At 70.7% G+C, this 17,590-nt stretch carries 17 protein-coding genes; 1 reads left to right on the forward strand and 16 read right to left on the reverse strand.

Going from position 1 to position 17,590, the window contains the following annotated elements; all coding sequences use genetic code 11:
- Window positions 1-110 precede the first annotated feature (110 nt).
- Entirely contained in the window at window positions 111-2,639 is a 2,529-nt protein-coding gene (locus tag HSO01S_RS11065; RefSeq protein WP_066041319.1) for an ATP-dependent Clp protease ATP-binding subunit, read from the reverse strand.
- 160 nt (window positions 2,640-2,799) lie between these two features.
- On the opposite strand from HSO01S_RS11065, the gene HSO01S_RS11070 reads away from it, so the two are divergent.
- Window positions 2,800-3,921 carry a pirin family protein gene (locus tag HSO01S_RS11070; protein ID WP_066041321.1) on the forward strand — a complete coding sequence of 374 codons (1,122 nt, stop codon included), beginning with the start codon at window positions 2,800-2,802 and terminating at the stop codon, window positions 3,919-3,921.
- On the opposite strand, the gene HSO01S_RS11075 is transcribed toward HSO01S_RS11070, so the two are convergent.
- The 15 genes from HSO01S_RS11075 to HSO01S_RS11145 all read right to left on the reverse strand — a co-directional run bounded on the left by HSO01S_RS11075 (window position 3,918) and on the right by HSO01S_RS11145 (window position 17,545).
- Window positions 3,918-4,289 (reverse strand): manganese efflux pump MntP, encoded by a 372-nt coding sequence (locus HSO01S_RS11075; RefSeq protein ID WP_066041324.1) that lies wholly within the window; start codon window positions 4,287-4,289, stop codon window positions 3,918-3,920. The two genes, HSO01S_RS11070 and HSO01S_RS11075, sit on opposite strands and share 4 nt — an antisense overlap.
- 18 nt (window positions 4,290-4,307) lie before the next feature.
- Window positions 4,308-5,765, reverse strand: coding sequence for a cardiolipin synthase (gene cls / locus HSO01S_RS11080; RefSeq protein ID WP_066041326.1), 1,458 nt, complete (start codon window positions 5,763-5,765; stop codon window positions 4,308-4,310).
- Between the two features lie 73 nt (window positions 5,766-5,838).
- Window positions 5,839-6,018, reverse strand: a complete 180-nt coding sequence (locus HSO01S_RS11085) for a hypothetical protein (RefSeq protein ID WP_066041327.1) — start codon at window positions 6,016-6,018, stop codon at window positions 5,839-5,841.
- Between the two features lie 85 nt (window positions 6,019-6,103).
- Entirely contained in the window at window positions 6,104-7,618 is a 1,515-nt protein-coding gene (gene lysS, locus HSO01S_RS11090) for a lysine--tRNA ligase (RefSeq protein WP_066041330.1), read from the reverse strand.
- A 197-nt stretch (window positions 7,619-7,815) separates the two neighbouring features.
- Complete coding sequence (panC, locus tag HSO01S_RS11095; protein WP_066041331.1) at window positions 7,816-8,712, reverse strand: pantoate--beta-alanine ligase; 897 nt, start codon at window positions 8,710-8,712, stop codon at window positions 7,816-7,818.
- 144 nt (window positions 8,713-8,856) lie between these two features.
- Entirely contained in the window at window positions 8,857-9,561 is a 705-nt protein-coding gene (locus HSO01S_RS11100) for a Rossmann-like and DUF2520 domain-containing protein (RefSeq protein WP_084361568.1), read from the reverse strand.
- On the reverse strand, window positions 9,558-11,294 hold the full coding sequence (locus HSO01S_RS11105) for a PH domain-containing protein (RefSeq protein WP_066041334.1): 1,737 nt from the start codon (window positions 11,292-11,294) through the stop codon (window positions 9,558-9,560). Before HSO01S_RS11105 ends, HSO01S_RS11100 begins: the two co-directional genes overlap by 4 nt.
- On the reverse strand, window positions 11,291-11,758 hold the full coding sequence (locus tag HSO01S_RS11110) for a PH domain-containing protein (protein ID WP_066041338.1): 468 nt from the start codon (window positions 11,756-11,758) through the stop codon (window positions 11,291-11,293). Before HSO01S_RS11110 ends, HSO01S_RS11105 begins: the two co-directional genes overlap by 4 nt.
- A gap of 22 nt (window positions 11,759-11,780) precedes the next feature.
- Window positions 11,781-12,233, reverse strand: a complete 453-nt coding sequence (locus HSO01S_RS11115; protein WP_066041340.1) for a DUF3180 domain-containing protein — start codon at window positions 12,231-12,233, stop codon at window positions 11,781-11,783.
- A complete protein-coding gene (gene folK, locus HSO01S_RS11120) occupies window positions 12,230-12,781 on the reverse strand; it encodes a 2-amino-4-hydroxy-6-hydroxymethyldihydropteridine diphosphokinase (RefSeq protein ID WP_066041342.1) in 552 nt (183 codons plus the stop codon). Before folK ends, HSO01S_RS11115 begins: the two co-directional genes overlap by 4 nt.
- Entirely contained in the window at window positions 12,778-13,269 is a 492-nt protein-coding gene (folB, locus tag HSO01S_RS11125; protein ID WP_084361569.1) for a dihydroneopterin aldolase, read from the reverse strand. Before folB ends, folK begins: the two co-directional genes overlap by 4 nt.
- Window positions 13,266-14,108: a dihydropteroate synthase gene (gene folP, locus HSO01S_RS11130; protein WP_066041344.1), complete on the reverse strand. Its 843-nt coding sequence runs from the start codon at window positions 14,106-14,108 to the stop codon at window positions 13,266-13,268. The genes folB and folP overlap by 4 nt, the downstream gene beginning before the upstream one ends.
- Window positions 14,105-14,719: a GTP cyclohydrolase I gene (gene folE / locus HSO01S_RS11135; RefSeq protein WP_066041346.1), complete on the reverse strand. Its 615-nt coding sequence runs from the start codon at window positions 14,717-14,719 to the stop codon at window positions 14,105-14,107. Before folE ends, folP begins: the two co-directional genes overlap by 4 nt.
- 7 nt (window positions 14,720-14,726) lie before the next feature.
- Entirely contained in the window at window positions 14,727-16,739 is a 2,013-nt protein-coding gene (gene ftsH, locus HSO01S_RS11140) for an ATP-dependent zinc metalloprotease FtsH (RefSeq protein WP_066041348.1), read from the reverse strand.
- A gap of 122 nt (window positions 16,740-16,861) precedes the next feature.
- Window positions 16,862-17,545 carry an Ig-like domain-containing protein gene (locus HSO01S_RS11145; RefSeq protein WP_066041351.1) on the reverse strand — a complete coding sequence of 228 codons (684 nt, stop codon included), beginning with the start codon at window positions 17,543-17,545 and terminating at the stop codon, window positions 16,862-16,864.
- Between the last annotated feature and the right edge of the window lie 45 nt (window positions 17,546-17,590).

Here is a 17,590-nt window from a genome sequence, read left to right on the forward strand (position 1 = left end):
GCGTACCCGCCCCGGAAAGCCGACGACCCGTCAGTGCTTGTCGCCATCCCGGAGGAATAGGGGCAAGAACTGACGGGTCGAGGAAGGGGTGGCGCTCGGGTGCTGCGGGGTTAGTCGAGGTCTCCGAGGGCCGCGGCCGCGGCAGCCGCGGAGGCCTGCTGCTCGTCGCCACCGGCGCCGATCGCGCCGACCGCCACGGGCTCCCGCGAGGTCTGCACGAAGGTGAACTTGCCGTCTTCGAAGTCGACGTGCACGTGGTCACCGGCGTTCAGCTCACCCTGCAGGATGCGCTCGGACAGCTGGTCCTCGACCTCGTGCTGCATCGCGCGACGCAGCGGGCGGGCACCGAGCGAGGGGTCGAAGCCGACCTCGATCAGGCGCTCCTTGGCGGCGAGCGTGAGCTCGATCGTCATGTCGCGGTCGAGCAGACGGTCGCGCAGGCGCTTGATGAACAGATCGACGATCTGCAGCAGCTCGACCTTGTTCAGCTGCGGGAAGACGATCGTGTCGTCGACGCGGTTGAGGAACTCCGGCTTGAAGTTCTTCTTCAGCTCCTCCGACACCTTGGCCTTCATGCGGTCGTACGAGGTCGACTCGTTGCCGGACACCTGGAAGCCGATGGGCGAACCCGTGATGTCCTTCGTGCCGAGGTTGGTCGTCATGATGATGACCGTGTTCTTGAAGTCGACGACGCGACCCTGGCCATCCGTCAGCCGGCCCTCTTCCAGAACCTGGAGCAGGGAGTTGAAGATGTCCGGGTGGGCCTTCTCGATCTCGTCGAACAGCACCACGGAGAACGGCTTGCGGCGCACCTTCTCGGTGAGCTGGCCGCCCTCTTCGAAGCCGACGAATCCGGGAGGGGCACCGAACAGTCGCGAGACCGTGTGCTTCTCGCCGTACTCGGACATGTCGAGGGAGATCAGCGCGTTCTCGTCGTCGAACAGGAACTCGGCGAGCGCCTTGGCGAGCTCGGTCTTACCGACACCCGTGGGGCCGGCGAAGATGAACGAACCCGAGGGGCGCTTCGGGTCCTTCAGACCGGCGCGGGTGCGGCGGATCGTGCGGGACAGCGCAGCGATGGCCTCGTTCTGGCCGATGACGCGCTGGTGCAGCGCCTTTTCCATGAACACGAGGCGAGCGGACTCCTCCTCGGTCAGCTTGAACACCGGGATGCCCGTGGCCTGGGCCAGGACCTCGGCGATCAGGCCCTCGTCGACGATGCCGGAGGTCTGGATGTCTCCCGACTTCCACTGCTTCTCCAGGCGCAGACGCTCGCCGAGGAGGTTCTTCTCCTCGTCGCGGAGGCTCGCGGCCTTCTCGAAGTCCTGATCCTCGATCGCGGCCTCCTTCTGGCCACGGACGGCGGCGATGCGCTCGTCGAACTCGCGGAGCTCCGGCGGGGCCGACAGGATCGACAGCCGCAGGCGGGCGCCGGCCTCGTCGATCAGGTCGATTGCCTTGTCGGGGAGGAAGCGGTCCTGCACGTAGCGGTCGGCGAGGTTCGCGGCGGCGACGATCGCGCCGTCCGTGATCGACACCTTGTGGAACGCCTCGTACTTGTCGCGGAGGCCCTTCAGGATGTTGATCGCGTGGGGCAGCGACGGCTCGGCGACCTGGATCGGCTGGAACCGGCGCTCGAGCGCCGCATCCTTCTCGAAGTGCTTGCGGTACTCGTCGAGCGTGGTGGCACCGATGGTCTGGAGCTCGCCACGGGCCAGCAGAGGCTTGAGGATCGACGCCGCGTCGATCGCGCCCTCGGCCGCACCGGCGCCGACGAGGGTGTGGATCTCGTCGATGAAGGTGATGATGTCGCCGCGGGTGCGGATCTCCTTCGTGACCTTCTTCAGGCGCTCCTCGAAGTCTCCGCGGTAGCGGGAGCCGGCGATCAGCGAACCGAGGTCGAGCGTGTAGAGCTGCTTGTCCTTCAGGGTCTCGGGCACGTCGCCGCGCACGATCGCCTGGGCGAGGCCCTCGACGACGGCGGTCTTGCCGACGCCGGGCTCACCGATCAGGACGGGGTTGTTCTTGGAGCGGCGGGAGAGGATCTGCATGACCCGCTCGATCTCCTTCTCGCGCCCGATCACCGGGTCGAGCTTGTTGTCGCGCGCCGCCTGCGTGAGGTTGCGGCCGAACTGGTCGAGGATCTGCGACCCCTTGTCGGGGGCCTGGTCGTTGCCGCCGACCGCGACCTGCTCCTTGCCCTGGTAACCGGAGAGCAGCTGGATGACCTGCTGCCGGACGCGGTTCAGGTCGGCGCCCAGCTTCACGAGCACCTGGGCGGCGACGCCCTCGCCCTCGCGGATGAGGCCGAGCAGGATGTGCTCGGTGCCGATGTAGTTGTGGCCGAGCTGCAGCGCTTCGCGCAGCGACAGCTCGAGGACCTTCTTCGCACGGGGCGTGAAGGGGATGTGCCCGGTGGGCTGCTGCTGTCCCTGACCGATGATGTCTTGAACCTGCTCGCGCACGGCGTCGAGCGAGATGTTCAGCGACTCGAGCGCCTTCGCGGCGACTCCTTCGCCCTCATGGATCAGGCCGAGCAGGATGTGCTCGGTACCGATGTAGTTGTGGTTGAGCATCTTGGCTTCTTCTTGCGCCAAGACGACGACACGACGGGCTCGGTCGGTGAATCTCTCAAACATGTCTGTCTCCCTGGTCGCCAGGGCCGGAGGATGGCGACCGTTAGGAAGAGACTAACCAGCGCGAGGGGCCCCGACAGCCCCTGTTCGCCCTGGGCGTGACTCGCATTTCGAGTCACCTCCGCAGGCCCCGTGCCCGCGAGGCGATCGTAGGATGACGGGCATGAGCAACCTGGAGGAGAAGCCCTCCGAGACCTGGATGGAATGCGACGCGGTCGCCCTCGCGCGGGAGGTGGCGCCGGCGGTGGAGCTGATCGCCGCCCGCGAGGTGCCGCTCGGCGGGCCGCGCGCGATGACCGTGCACCGCACCCTGCCGAGCCGGCAGCGCACGATGATCGGCGCCTGGTGCTTCGCCGACCACTACGGGCCGTCGCCGGTCTCGGAGACCGGGGGCATGGTCGTTCCGCCGCATCCGCACACCGGGCTGCAGACCGTGAGCTGGCTGTTCGAGGGCGAGATCGAGCACCGCGACAGCGTGGGCAGCCACGCCTTCGTGCGGCCGGGGGTGCTCAACCTGATGACCGCGGGGCGCGGCATCTCGCACTCGGAGGTCTCGACGGCCCGCACGACGTCGCTGCACGGGGTGCAGCTCTGGGTCGCGCTGCCCTCCGCCTCCCGCGACACCGCTCCCTTCTTCGAGAGCCACGAGGCGGTCCGGCTCCGGATCGGCGACGCCGAGATCGCCGTGTTCGTCGGCGAGCTGGGCGGGGCCTCCGTGGGCGCGACGACCTTCAGCCCGCTCGTGGCGGCCGAGATCCTGCTGCCCGCAGGCGGCCGGGCCGAACTGCCGGTGCGCCCCGGCTTCGAGTACGGGGTGCTGGTGGATGCGGGGCCCGTCGCGGTCGACGGCGTCACGGTCGCGCGCACCGAGCTCGCGTACACCGGGCTCGGCCGGCAGAGGATCGTGCTCGGCGCCGGGGACGAGCCGGTGCGGGTCGTGCTGATCGGCGGGGCTCCGCTGGACGAGCAGATCCTGATGTGGTGGAACTTCGTCGGGCGCAGCCACGAGGAGATCGTCGCCTACCGGGCCCAGTGGCAGCGCGAGTCGGGCGCGCCCGAGCCGGACGACGCACCGGCGCCGCTCGGCGGGTCAGCGGCCGCCGGCGGGTCAGCGGCCCTCGGCGCGTCCGCGGCGCTCGGCGAGACCTCGGCCGAGGCGGCCGACCCGTCGCATCCGGAGTCCGTCGTGTCCCTCCCCCGCTTCGGCGCGAGCGACCACCACTTCGAGGGCTCGCCCCTGCCCGCGCCCGCACTCCCCACGGTGCGCCTCAAGCCCCGCCCCTAGCTCAGGCCGCGGCTCACCAGAACCCGAGGTGGTCGCCGAGGATCTTCGTGCTCGATGATCGGCACCTCGACGAAGGCCAGCGAGATGCCCACCGCGAGGGCGTCGATGCTCGTGGCCACCGCCAGCAGCAATAGCTCGCGCACGCGGAGGCGCTGGTCGTCCTTGCCGTCGTCGGAGCCGGTGAAGGCGTCCCAGATCATCTTGCCACCGATCACCACCAACAGGCCGAAGGCGATCCTGTGGTCGACCGGGGCGATGAAGGAGTTGAAGCTCGTTTCGAGCAGCCAGCCGATCAGGGGCATGACCGCCTGGAAGACCCCGAAGGTGAGCGCGATGATGACGGCGTCGCGCAGCACGAAGCGACGCATGCAGCCCTTTGCCGAGGGCTACTGGATGGCCGAGGTGAGGCGGGCCAGGTTGTCGAGGATGGTGGAGCGGAGGGGCTGCTTGCGCCACTCCTCGAGGGTGAGCTCGCGACTGACCGCGCGGTAGCCGTCCTCGACCTGGCGCATCTGCTCGACGAACTCGTGGCCGCGCACCATCAGCGAGACCTCCATGTTGAGGCTGAACGAGCGCATGTCCATGTTCGACGACCCGATCACCGCGACGTCGTCGTCGATCGTGAAGTGCTTGGAGTGCAGGATGTACGGGGCCTGGTACATGAAGATCCGCACCCCCGCCCGCAGCAGCACCTCGTAGTACGAGCGCTGGGCGTGGTAGACGAGGGCCTGGTCGCCGATCTCGGAGACGAACAGCTGAACCTCCACGCCGCGCTCGGTCGCGGTGGTGATGGCGTACATCATCGAGTCGTCCGGCACGAAATAGGGGCTCGTGATGATGATCTTGCGCTGCGCGTTGTAGAGCAGGGCCAGGAACAGGCGCAGGTTGTTCTCACCGTCGAACCCGGGGCCGGAGGGGACCACCTGCATGTCGAGGGCATCCGGCTCGTCCTCGATCACGTCGTCGGTGATCGCGCGGGTCTCGCGCAGCAGCAGCTCACCGCTCTCGCTGAACCAGTCGGTGATGAAGATCGCGTTGATGCCCGCGACGATCGGGCCCTCGAGCCGCGTCATCAGGTCTTGCCACTTGAGGCCCCGTTTGAGGTTGCCGCGCTTGTTGTAGCTGCGGTCGACCACGTTCTGCGAGCCCATGTAGGCGACCTCGCCGTCGATCACGAGCACCTTGCGGTGGTTGCGGAGATCGGGCCGCTGCCACTTGCCCTTCAACGGCTGCACGGGGAGCATGAAGTGCCAGGAGACCCCCATCGCGTTCAGCTTCTTGACGGTCGCACGGTGGCCGGGGGCGCGCACCGAGGCGATGTGGTCGAGCAGCACCCGAACGGTGACACCGCGTTTGACCGCGGCGTCGAGCGCCTCGAAGAACGGCTTCGTGGTCTTGTCGTACGAGAGGATGTAGAACTCGGCGTGCACGTAGCGGTGCGCCTTCTGGATGTCGGCCGTCATCTGCCGGATCGAGTCGTCGTAGTCGCCGATCAGCGTGGCCGTGTTGCCGCCGACCAGCGGCATCGCGCCGAGATTGCGGTTCAGCTCGACGACGCTGCGGAACCACGGCGGCCACGGGTGGTCGTCGCTGACCTTCTCGATGCCCTCGGTGGTCTCGATGATGAACTCGTTGATCGCGTGCTGCTTGTCGCGCCGCGACTTGGGCAGCTTGTAGCTCCCGATCAGGAGGAAGAGCAGGAACCCGACGTAGGGCAGCACGAAGATGGCCATGAGCCACGCGATGCCGGTCGAGGGCCGGCGGTTGCGCGGCACGACGATGACCGCGATGACACGGATGACGAAGTCGATCGCGAGCAGGGCGAGCACCACGGCGACGGCCATGTCGGAACTCCCCACTGCGGCTCCCCTCCGACGATTCCCTCAGGGATACCGTAGCGGGTCGGAGCGGACGCGCTTATTCGGACGCGGTCTTGGCCGGGAGGCCCAGCCGGCGGCGCTCTTCGGCCTCGATCTTCGCCAGCGCGCGGCGCTCGGACTTGTCCGACCGCAGGAGCGCACGCATGATGAACCAGAACACCAGGCCGATCAGCACGGTCGGTGCCAGGGCGGCGATCACGGGCAGGAAGTCGTTCATCGGAGCGATTCTACGGCACGCACCTGGGGGTCGTGCCCGGGACTCCCGTCCAGGAGCCCCGCCCTGACGGCGGCGCCCGGCAGGATCACTTCACCAGGGGGAAGAGGATGGTCTCGCGGATGCCGAGGCCGGTGAGGGCCATCAGCAGTCGGTCGATGCCCATCCCCATCCCGCCCGAGGGCGGCATGCCGAACTCGAGGGCGCGCAGGAACTCCTCGTCGAGCTGCATGGCCTCGTCGTCGCCGGCCGCGGCCTGCCGCGCCTGCTCGACGAAGCGCTCGCGCTGGATGACGGGGTCGACCAGCTCGGAGTATCCCGTCGCCAGCTCGAAGCCGCGGATGTACAGGTCCCACTTCTCGACGACGCCCTCGATCGAGCGGTGCGCGCGGGTGAGCGGGCTGGTCTCGACCGGGAAGTCGAGCACGAAGGTGGGGCGCACGAGCGAGCCCTTGACGAAGTGCTCCCAGAGCTCTTCGACGAGCTTGCCGTGGTTGGGCAGGTGCACCTCGACGCCCTCGCGGTCGGCGAGCGCCTTGAGGTCGGCGACCGAGGTCTGCGGAGTGATCTCGACGCCGGCCGCCTCGGAGAGCGAGTCGTACATGCTGATGCGGTCCCACTGACCGCCGAGGTCGTACTCGGTGCCGTCGGCCCAGGTGACCACGTGCGATCCCGAGGTCGCGAGGGCGGCGTTCTGGATGAGCGTCTGCGTGAGCTCGGCGATGCTGGTGTAGTCGCCGTACGCCTCGTAGGCCTCGAGCATCGCGAACTCGGGCGAGTGCGTCGAGTCGGCGCCCTCGTTGCGGAAGTTGCGGTTGATCTCGAAGACCCGGTCGATGCCGCCGACGACGGCGCGCTTGAGGAAGAGCTCGGGCGCGATCCGGAGGAACAGCTCGGTGTCGAAGGCGTTGGAGTGCGTGACGAAGGGGCGGGCCGCGGCGCCGCCGTGCATCGTCTGCAGCATCGGCGTCTCGACCTCGAGGTAGTGCCGGTCGGCGAAGGTGGCGCGGAGGGATGCGGTGGCCAGGGCGCGGGTGCGGACGACGTTCCGCGCCTGGTCGCGCACGATCAGGTCGAGGTAGCGGCTGCGCATCCGGGTCTCCTCCGACAGCTCGGAGTGCAGGTTGGGCAAGGGCAGCAGGGCCTTGGCCGCGATCTTCCACTCCGCGACCATCACGGAGAGCTCGCCGCGGCGGGAGGAGATGACCTCGCCCGAGACGAAGAGGTGGTCGCCGAGGTCGACGAGCTCCTTGAAGTCGGCGAGCGACTCCTCGCCGACGACGGCGAGCGAGACCATGGCCTGGATGCGGGTGCCGTCGCCGGACTGCAGCGAGACGAAGCAGAGCTTGCCGGTGTTGCGGAGGTGCACGACGCGGCCGGCGATGCCGACGGTCTCGCCCGAGACCTCGTCGGCGGCGAGGTGGCCCCACTTGGCGCGGACCGCGGGGATCGTCGTGGTGACCGGCACCGAGACCGGGTAGGCGCCCGCGCCGGACTCGTTGAGCTTGTCGCGCTTGGCCAGGCGCACGGCCTTCTGCTCGGAGACCTCGTCGTCGGTCAGCTCGGCGGGGGCGGTGGGGTTCTGCGCGGATGCGTCGGTCATGCGGAACGGGTCTCCTTGAGGTCGCGCCCAGTTTACCGGGCGCGTCGGGCGCCCCGGGAGCAGGGACGGGGAAGGTCGACGGGCGAGCGGGGATGGGAGTGGGAGTCCCATGCGAAAGTCGCTATCGTCGTGCCCCGGGGGGCCATGGACAGGTCACCGTGACGATCGTGGGGGTCGTCACGGTGGCCGCTCCGGCGTCAGTGGCCGAGGTAGATGGCGGCGTTGTCGATCAGGCGGGTGCTGCCGACCTTGGCGGCGATGATGACCCGGGCCTTGCCGGTGTAGTCGTCGTCGACGGGCTGGAAGGTGTCCGGATGCACGACGGCCAGGTAGTCGAGCTCGACCAGCTGCTCACCCATCGCGGCGGCCTGGGCGGCGGCGAGCACGGCGTCGATCCCCCGGTCGGACGCGGAGCCCGCGGCCTCGAGCACGTGCGGGAGGGTGGCGGCGGCCCGGCGCTCGCGCGGGTCGAGGAAGCGGTTGCGGCTGGAGAGCGCCAGCTCGTCGTCGTCACGGACCGTCTCGACCACCTCGACCGTGGTGGGCATGTTGAGGTCGGTGAGCATCCGCTGCACCAGGAAGACCTGCTGGGCGTCTTTCTGGCCGAAGAGCACGACGTCCGGGCCGACGGAGTTGATCAGCTTGGCGACGACGGTGAGCACGCCGTCGAAGTGGCCCGGGCGGCTGCGGCCCTCGAACAACGAGCCGACGCGGCCGGCGGTCACGCGGGTCGAGACGTCTCCCGTGGGGTAGAGCTCGTCGACCTCGGGGGCGAAGGCGAGGTCGGCGCCGCGGCCGGTGAGCAGGGCCAGGTCGCTCTCGAGGTCGCGCGGGTAGCGCTCGAGGTCGGCCGGATCGTTGAACTGCAGCGGGTTCACGAAGATCGAGACCACGACCAGGTCGGCGATCTCGGCGGCGCGTTCGACGAGGGCGAGGTGGCCCTGGTGCAGCGCACCCATCGTGGGGACGAGGGCGACGACGGGGCGGGTGCCGGCGGTCGTGGCGGCGTTCTGGATCTCGCGGCGGACATCCGCCACCGTCGTCACGACGACGGGGACCTGGGCTGCGAGAGCCTCCGATTCGGCTGATGCCACCGGGTACTCCTTGCTGTTGAGCTGTGCTCGGCGGCGCCTCGGGCGACCGCCACGACGATGTTACCGGGTGGCGGGACGGGGTCTGCCGGTGGGGGCGGGCCGGGTTGGATGGGCGGGGCGGATGAACGGGGCTGGGCGGGCGGGTCAGCCCGGGACGTCGCCGCCGGCGCGGGCCAGGGCGTTCTGCACCGCCGAGAGCATGAGCGGCGAGAGCACCCGCCCCGGGGCGTCGACGCCGATCGAGGCGAGGAGGCCGACGGCCTGGTCGACGATCGCGCTCGAGAAGGTGGTCGCGGTCTCGATGGCCTCGGCGTAGGCCGGCCGGTCGGCTTCCGCGACGACCACGGGCTCGCCGCCCATCTCGACCACGAGCGCCTGCGCGATCGGCAGCACGGGCGTCGGGGCGGTCACGCCGAACCAGGTTCCGGTGAGGCGGCCGAGGTCGATGCTGGTGCCGGTGAACGACATCGCCGGGTGCACGGCGAGCGGGATGATGCCGGCGGCGCGGGCCGGGGCGAAGACGTCGGTGCCGAACTCGGGGGCGGTGTGCAGCACGAGCTGGCCCATCTGCCAGGTGCCGGTGCGGGCGAGGCCCGCGATCAGGCTCTCGAGCTCGGAGGAGGGTACGGCGAGCACCACGAGCTCGCTCCGCTCGACGAGCTCGGGGATGGTGAGCACGGGCGCGCCCGGCAGCATGGCCTCGGCGCGCTCCCGACTGGACTCGCTGATGGCGGAGACACCGACGATCGCGTGACCGGCGTTCGCGAGGGCGGCGCCGATCACCGGGCCGACGCGGCCGGCGCCGACGATGCCGACGCCGAGGCGGCCGGTGCGTTCGGAGGGCTTCATCGGGGGTCTCCTTCAGGGGTGGTGGGGGTGGTGGGAGGTGCAGCCCAGCGCTGGGTGCGGTCGGCCGCGCCCGCGGCGTCGACGCGGACTGTCCAGAGCTCGAAGGCGGCCGTGCCGCGCTCGCGGTCGACCGCGTCGACGGTCGCCCGAACCGGCCCCGAGACCGTGTGGGCGGTGAGTCCGACGAGGTCGAGCATCCGTTGCAGCGGCCCCTGCGACAGGCGCAGGCTCTGCACCCGGGCGAGCGGCACGACCATCAGGCGGCGCCAGATGAAACCGGTGCGGATGAGGATGGCGTCGTCGGTGAGCGCGGTGCCCGTCCTCCGCCACGACAGCGGCCGGATGGGCCAGGCCCGCCGCGGGGCGTCGTCGAAGCCCCCGCCCTCCCGCGCGACGAGGCCGGCGAGCACGAGGCCGCGGGTGTGCTCCCCCGCGAGACCGGGGAGCAGGAGGCCGAGCACCTTCCGCACGTCGTCGATCGTGCCGACCGGCAGCATCGTCGTGCTCGACTGCGCGCTGCCCTCGCCGGCCGCGCCCGCCCGGTTGATGCGGATCATCCACCAGCCCACCGGCCGCCAGAGCAGCGGCTGGCTGACCTCGATCGCGTGGATGCGCCCCGGCGGCAGCGTGTCGTTGCTGGTCGAGAGCAGGCCGAAACCGACCCGCACGCCGTCCGGGGTGCCCGCGATGCTGTAGCGCAGCGACTTGGTGAACCGGCGGCCGTAGTAGCCGAACGCGGCGGCCGCACCGGGCAGCAGCAGGAAGACGACGAACAGCCGGTCGCCGAGCATCGATGTCGTGACGAGCACCGCCGCGACCACGAGGAGGCCGATGGTGAAGCCGCTCAGCACGAGCGAGGCGATCAGGCGGCCGGGCGGGATGCGGACGACCGACTCGGGGGCGGCCAGCGTCGGGTCGAGCTCGGGGGCGAGGAGTTCGCGCATCCGCTGGTTGACCAGGCGCTCGCGCTGCTGCGGCGGGACGGCGCCGGCCTGCGCGGGCACCCCGCCAGGTACTTGCTCGCCGGGCACCTGCACGCCGGGCACCTGCCCTCCGGCCTGCCCCAACGCGTCGGCGGTGCGCTCCTCGGCCTCCACCTGCTCGCGCGCCTGCAGCCCGGAGGCCAGCACGAGCACGTCACGGCGCAGGCGGTCGGCGCCGGCGCTGCCGAGGTAGGCCAGTTGCACCTTCGCGTCCTGCCCGGCGACGCTGATGTCGAGCTTGGCGGCTCCGAACAGGCGGGCGAACACCGGGCGGTCGATGCCGATGCCCTGGATGCGATCGAGCCGGGCCCGCCGATGCGTGCGGAAGAGGATGCCGCTGCGCACCTCGACGACGTCGTCGCCGACCCGGAAGCTGTGCGTGCGCCAGGAGAGGTAGAAGCCCGCGATGCCGATGACGAGGGCTCCGACGACGATGAGGCCGAGCCAGCCGATCTGGCCGCGCTCGTAGGCGGTCTGCAGCGGGTCGCCGGGAAGGTCGGGAGCGCCGAAGACCCAGTCGACCAGCCGCTCACGGAAGTTCGCGATCACGAAGCCGAGCACCGCGATCAGCACGATGCCGCCGCGGAGCAGCGGGGTGGCGGGGTGCAGGCGGTGCCACTCGCCGTCGGTGAGGTCGGTGCCGGCCTGCCTCGGACCGCCCTGGCCGCCGTGGCCCGTGGCGCCCTGGCTCAGGCCGCCCTGGATGGGGCCGCCCTGGATCGGGCCGCCGTCGCCCGGTTGCTCGCTCACAGCCCCACGCGACGCGACTCCGCGAGGGCGACGAGCTCGTCACGGAGCGCGGTCGCCTCGGCGTCGACGAGACCCGGGATCGTGACGCCGGTCGCCGCCGCGGCCGTCACGAACTTGAGCTCGGCCAGACCCAGCGCCCGCGCGACCGGGCCGCGGTTGACGTCGATCAGCTGCATGCGCCCATAGGGCACCGACACCACGCGGTGGAACATGATGCCCCGCTTGAACTCGAGGTCGTCGTCGCGCAGTCGGTAGCCGATCGAGCGCACCCGCCGGGGTGCGAGGGCGAGGGTCGTCAGCCCGATCACGACCGCCACCGCGAGCGCCGGCCAGCCGAACCACGAGCCGTTGAGGATGAACGGCACGGTCACCGCCGCGAGCACCAGCCCGCCGATGATGCTGGAGACGACCTCGACGCCCAGGTACTTGGGGCTGACGCCGTGCCACTCCCCGGTCACGGTCATCCGATTCGAGGGCACGGGATTCTCACTTCGCGTCGGGTTCGTCGGGCGGCAGGGTGCACAGCCGCTCGGCCACGAGACCGGCGACCAGGAGGGTGACCCCGGAGACCGCGGCGGCGATGCCCGACCAGAGGGAGCCTACATCGGCGATCACCGGCCGGGTCAGGAGGAAGGCGAGCACCCCGATGCTGAACCCGCCGATCAGGCTTCCGACGAGGCTCGAAGCCTTCGCGAGCACCACGGTGCGCATGGCGCGGAACGGGTTGACCTGCGCCGCCGAGGTGCCGCGGATGGCGCGCCGGATCGGCACCGCCAGCACCACGACGATCGCCGCCGCGGCGAGCAGCGTGATGGTGAGCGTAACCGGCGGGACAAGCACGGGCGAACCGGCCGCCGCGAGCACGATCTCGAGCACGTAGCCGGCCGCGATCCCGACGACGCCGAAGACGATCAGGGTGACCGGACGCGTGTGCCTCACCGACGCTCCCCCGCGTAGGGCCGGAGGGTCGTCTGCGGGATGCGCGCCAGCAGGGCGTCCGCGCGCCCGAGCCCCGGCAGGGTCGCCTCCGGATCGACCTCGAGCCACGGCACGAGCACGAAGTCGCGCTCGGCCGCCCGGGGGTGCGGGAGGGTCAGGCGCGGGGTGTCGCGGATGACGGAGGCGAAGGTCACGATGTCGACGTCGAGCGTGCGGTCTCCCCAGCGCTCGGCCCGCACACGGCCGTGCGCGTGCTCGATCGCGTTGACGACGCCGAGCAGCTCTTCGGGATGGAGGCTGGTGCGGATCAGGGCGACCGCGTTCAGGTAGGCGGGCGCGTCGGGGTCGACGCCATCCGGTTTGACCGCCGTGGTCTCGTAGAGACGCGAGACCGCGAGCACCTCGATGCCCTCGGTCTCCTCGAGCTCCCGCACCGCCTCGAGGATCGTCGTCTCGCGATCGCCCAGGTTGCTGCCGAGGGCGAGCACGGCGGGGAGCCGGATGATCCGGCGCTCGACGCTCGGGATCGGACGGGCGTTCGCGTTCATGAGGAGGCCAATCGTGCTCGGGGCTTCGTGCGGATGATCGTGATGCTGACGTCGGCGAAGGGCACCGTGATCGGGGCGTCGGGCTTGTGCACCACGACGCGCGTGCGCTCGACGGGCTCGTGGGCGAGCACGACGGAGGCGACGCGCTCGGCGAGCGTCTCGATCAGGTCGACCGGGTCGGCGGCCACGGCCTCGGAGATCTCGACGGCGAGTTCGCCGTAGTGCACCGTGCGGGCGAGGTCGTCGCCCGAGGCGGCGGGCGCGGTGTCGAGCCAGACGTCGACGTCGATCACGAAGCGCTGGCCGTTCTCGCGCTCGAAGTCGAAGACGCCGTGGTGGGCGAAGACCTCGAGGCCGGTGAGGGTGAGGAGGTCGAGCTCGGCGGGGGCGGCGGCGGATGCACGGGGTGCGCCATGCAGGTCGGCGTCGGGCCGGCGGGTGCCGGGTTCGCCGGTGCCGGGCCGGCGGGTGCCGGGTTCGTCGGTCATGCCTGCCCTCCCTCGTCCTCGTCGCGGCCGCGGGGGTCGTCGCCGTGCCAGGCGGCGACCACGTCGAGCGCCTGCCGGGTGAGAGCCACGTCGTGCACCCGCACCCCCCACACGCCGTCGTGCACGGCGAGGGCCGCCACGATCGCCGAGGGGAGGTCGCGGTGGCCCGGCGCGGTGCCCTCGGGCAGCAGCCCGCCGATGAAACGCTTGCGCGACGCCCCTACGAGCACCGGGGGGCCGAGCGCCACGAGGCGGTCGAGGTGCCGCAGGAGCTGCCAGTTGTGGGCGCCGTTCTTCGCGAACCCCAGACCGGGGTCGAGGATCAGCCGGTCGGGGTCGACACCCTTGACGATCAGCTCGGCGGCCCGGAACTCCAGGTGCGAGACGACCTCGCCGACCACGTCGCGGTAGTGGGCCGCACCCGCCATCTCGTCGCTCGGACCGCGCCAGTGCATCACGACGAACCGGGCGTCCGAGGCCACGATCAGGTCGTCCATCTCAGGGTCGGCGAGGCCGCCCGAGACGTCGTTCACGATGCTCGCGCCGGCCTCGATCGCCGCGGCGGCCGTGGAGGCGTTGGTCGTGTCGACGCTGACCGTGATGCCCCGGGCGACCAGGTCGCGGACGACGGGCAGCACCCGCCGCTGCTCCTCCGAGACGGCGATGCGGCCGGCTCCCGGGCGGGTCGACTCCCCGCCCACGTCGATGACGTCGGCGCCCTGCGCGACCATCTCGACGGCGTGACGCACGGCGGCGTCCCGGTCGAGCCAGAGTCCGCCGTCGCTGAACGAGTCCGGCGTGACGTTGAGGATGCCGAGGATCGCGGTCGGTGCGCTCACCGGCCCTCCCCCGGTGCATCCTGGAGCCCTGCGCTCGGAACGGTGCCCGACCCGGTGCCGATCAGGGCGATCACCTCGGCCCGCGCGGCCGGGTCGGTGAAGACCCCGCGCGACGCGAGGGTGACGGTGGTGCTGCGGGTCTGCCGCGGCCCGCGCGCGCTGACGCAGCCGTGCTTCGCGTCGAGGACGACCAGCACGCCCGGGGAGTCCAGCGCCGATTCGATGGCCGCAGCGATCTCGTCGCCGAGCCGCTCCTGCAGCTGGGGGCGCGAGGAGGCCGACTCGATCACCGCGACGATGCCGCCGAGCCCCGCGATCCGCTCGCCCGGCAGGTAGGCCACGTGGGCCACCCCCTCGAACACCATCAGGTGGTGCTCGCAGACCGAGCGGAAGGTGATGTCGCGCAGGATGACGGGCTGCGCATCCGGAGCCGTGAAGGTCGAGCCGATCGCCGACGCCGGATCGACCCCTACGCCGCCGTACAGCTCGGCGAACAGGTCGGCGACGCGACGCGGGGTCTGCGCCAGCCCCTCACGGGCCGGGTCGTCGCCGATCGCGGCCAGGATCTCACTGACCGCGGCCTCGATCCTCTCCCGGTCGACGGAGCTCACGCGAGCCCTACGCGGTGGCGGGGCGGGGGTTGATGCGCGGGGCGCGCTTCGGCTTGGACTCGGGCTCGGGTTCGGAGCCGACCCCGCCGTCGACCGCGCCGGCGTCGATCGGCGCCTTCGTGGTCGGGAACGACACCGGGGGGAGCTCGGAGACCGGGCGGTTCTCGCTCGAGAGCCACTGCGGGCGCAGCGGGAGGTGCTTGACGCCCTTGAAGATCTCGGCCAGCTGGTCGTGGTCGAGCGTCTCTTTCTCGAGGAGCTCGGCGGCCAGCCTGTCGAGGATGTCGCGGTTGTCGTTCAGCACCTGCCAGGCCTCGTCGTGCGCCGCCTCGATCAGGCCGCGCACCTCGGCGTCGACCTGCTGGGCGAGGCTCTCGGAGTAGTCGCGCTCGTGGCCCATGTTGCGGCCGAGGAACATCTCGCCCGAGGCGCTGCCGAGCTTGACGGCACCGAGCGAGGCGGTCATGCCGTACTCGGTGACCATCTTCTTGGCGGTGCCGGTGGCCTTCTCGATGTCGTTCGAGGCGCCGGTGGTCGGGTCGTGGAAGACGATCTCCTCGGCGACGCGGCCACCCATGGCGTAGGCCAGCTGGTCGAGCAGCTCGTTGCGGCTGACCGAGTAGCGGTCTTCGAGCGGCAGCACCATCGTGTAGCCGAGGGCCCGGCCGCGCGGCAGGATCGTGACCTTGGTGACCGGGTCGGTGTAGTTCATCGCCGTCGCCACCAGGGCGTGGCCGCCCTCGTGGTACGCCGTGACGAGCTTCTCCTGGTCGCGCATGATGCGGGTGCGACGCTGGGGGCCGGCGATGACGCGGTCGATCGCCTCGTCGAGGGCGCGGTTGTCGATCAGCTGCGCGTTGCTGCGGGCCGTGAGCAGGGCCGCCTCGTTGAGCACGTTCGCCAGGTCGGCGCCGGTGAAGCCGGGCGTCTTGCGGGCGACGACCTCGAGGTCGACACCGGCCGCGAGCGGCTTGCCCTTGCCGTGCACCTCGAGGATCTTCTTGCGGCCGTTGAGGTCGGGCGCGTCGACGCCGATCTGGCGGTCGAAGCGGCCGGGGCGCAGGAGGGCCGGGTCGAGGATGTCGGGGCGGTTGGTCGCGGCGATCAGGATGACGTTCGTCTTGACGTCGAAGCCGTCCATCTCGACCAGCAGCTGGTTGAGGGTCTGCTCGCGCTCGTCGTGACCGCCGCCCATGCCGGCGCCGCGGTGGCGGCCGACGGCGTCGATCTCGTCGATGAAGATGATGGCGGGCGAGTTCTCCTTCGCCTGCTGGAACAGGTCGCGCACGCGGCTCGCGCCGACGCCGACGAACATCTCGACGAAGTCCGAACCGGAGATCGAGTAGAACGGCACGCCGGCCTCACCCGCGACCGCGCGGGCCAGCAGGGTCTTGCCGGTACCGGGAGGACCGTACAGCAGCACGCCCTTCGGGATGCGGGCGCCGACGGCCAGGAACTTCGCGGGCTCCTTCAGGAAGTCCTTGATCTCCTCGAGCTCCTCCAGCGCCTCCTCGGCACCGGCCACGTCGTCGAAGGTGACCTTCGGCGACTCCTTCGAGACGAGCTTGGCCTTGGACTTGCCGAACTGCATGACGCGGTTACCGCCGCCCTGCATGCCGGAGAGCATGAACCAGAAGAACGCGCCGATCAGGAGGATCGGGAGGAAGAGGCCGAGCGCCGAGAGGAACCAGTTCGGCTGCGGGACCTGGTCGTCGAAGCCGTCGGCGGGCTTGGCATCCGTGACCGCGTTGACGACCTCGGTGCCGCGCGGGGCGACGTAGTAGAACTGCACCTTCGAGCCGAACTCGTCATCCGGGTTCGTGAGCGTCATGTCGACGCGCTGCTCGCCGTCGATGATCGTCGCCTCGGAGACCTTGCCGGTCGACAGCAGATTCAGGCCCTGATCGGTCGTGATCTGCTTGGTGCTGCCGCCGGTGATGAGCGTGAATCCGATCCAGAGGGCGATCGCGCCCAGCAGGATGTACGGAATGGGAGATCGAAGGATGCGTTTCGCGTTCATGTCTCTTCATCGCTTGTGTGCCGGGGATGCAGCACGGTGCCTATGTCGTGCTGCAAGGGTACCCGTCGCGGACTGGACGCCGCCTCCATGTTCCCCGTGGGCGTAACGGCCCCGGCGAGGAGTCACCGCACCAGGAAGGTCACCGCCACGACGTTCGAATACGCATCCTGATCCGGGCCGGTCAGCCGGTAGAGGAAACGGTCGGTTCCCGTGAAGCCGGCGTCGGGCTGGTACACGAAGGAACCGGTCACGGTGTCGAGCGCGAGACTGCCGTGCGCCGGCGGGGTCTCGCCACGCTGGATCAGCCAGCCCGCCGTGGGCACGGAGTCGTTCTGCAGCAACCCGGCATCCGCCCCCACCGCGAGCCGAGCGCCGGCCGCCACCTCGTAGGAGTCAGCCCCGGCCACCGCCTCGGGCACGACCTCGACCGTGAACGACGCCTCCCAGATCGACGGCAGCCCGCCGACCGGCACGATCACGCGGATCACGTCGGTGCCGAGGTAGCCGTCGGCCGAGGTGTAGTCGATCACGCCGGCGGGAGTGATCGACACCGTGCCGTGCCCGGCGACCGCGAGCAGCTGCCGGGGCACCTGGGAATGGCAGGTCGTGCGCAGCCGCGTCGGCAACCCCGTCACGACCTGCTGCGTCGTGCCGAGCGCGTGCTCGCAGACCGGGGTGGGCATGAGCGCGTCGGCCGGCGCCGCGGAGAATCCGGCGAGGCCCACCGCGAGGAGCGCGCCGGCACCGGCGAGGGCGACGGAACGGGTGATGGTGCGCGAGATCGTGCGGGAGATGGTGGACGGCATGGATCGGCCTCTCGTTCGGGCCCGACCCTCCGTCAGCCTAGCAGA

This window comes from Herbiconiux solani NBRC 106740 (genome assembly GCF_001571005.1).
In the GTDB taxonomy this organism is placed as follows: domain Bacteria; phylum Actinomycetota; class Actinomycetes; order Actinomycetales; family Microbacteriaceae; genus Herbiconiux; species Herbiconiux solani.

What these genes read in the sequence shown, in the direction of transcription:
- lysS (WP_066041330.1), bottom strand. Translation starts at nt 7,618, where the DNA reads ATGACCGACGCATCCGCGCAGAACCCCACCGCCCCCGCCGAGCTGACC.
- HSO01S_RS11100 (WP_084361568.1), bottom strand. Translation starts at nt 9,561, where the DNA reads ATGAAGCCCTCCGAACGCACCGGCCGCCTCGGCGTCGGCATCGTCGGC.
- HSO01S_RS11075 (WP_066041324.1), bottom strand. Translation starts at nt 4,289, where the DNA reads ATGCGTCGCTTCGTGCTGCGCGACGCCGTCATCATCGCGCTCACCTTC.
- HSO01S_RS11085 (WP_066041327.1), bottom strand. Translation starts at nt 6,018, where the DNA reads ATGAACGACTTCCTGCCCGTGATCGCCGCCCTGGCACCGACCGTGCTG.
- folK (WP_066041342.1), bottom strand. Translation starts at nt 12,781, where the DNA reads ATGAACGCGAACGCCCGTCCGATCCCGAGCGTCGAGCGCCGGATCATC.
- HSO01S_RS11110 (WP_066041338.1), bottom strand. Translation starts at nt 11,758, where the DNA reads ATGACCGTGACCGGGGAGTGGCACGGCGTCAGCCCCAAGTACCTGGGC.
- cls (WP_066041326.1), bottom strand. Translation starts at nt 5,765, where the DNA reads ATGGCCGTCGCCGTGGTGCTCGCCCTGCTCGCGATCGACTTCGTCATC.
- ftsH (WP_066041348.1), bottom strand. Translation starts at nt 16,739, where the DNA reads ATGAACGCGAAACGCATCCTTCGATCTCCCATTCCGTACATCCTGCTG.
- HSO01S_RS11065 (WP_066041319.1), bottom strand. Translation starts at nt 2,639, where the DNA reads ATGTTTGAGAGATTCACCGACCGAGCCCGTCGTGTCGTCGTCTTGGCG.
- HSO01S_RS11070 (WP_066041321.1), top strand. Translation starts at nt 2,800, where the DNA reads ATGAGCAACCTGGAGGAGAAGCCCTCCGAGACCTGGATGGAATGCGAC.
- folB (WP_084361569.1), bottom strand. Translation starts at nt 13,269, where the DNA reads ATGACCGACGAACCCGGCACCCGCCGGCCCGGCACCGGCGAACCCGGC.
- HSO01S_RS11145 (WP_066041351.1), bottom strand. Translation starts at nt 17,545, where the DNA reads ATGCCGTCCACCATCTCCCGCACGATCTCGCGCACCATCACCCGTTCC.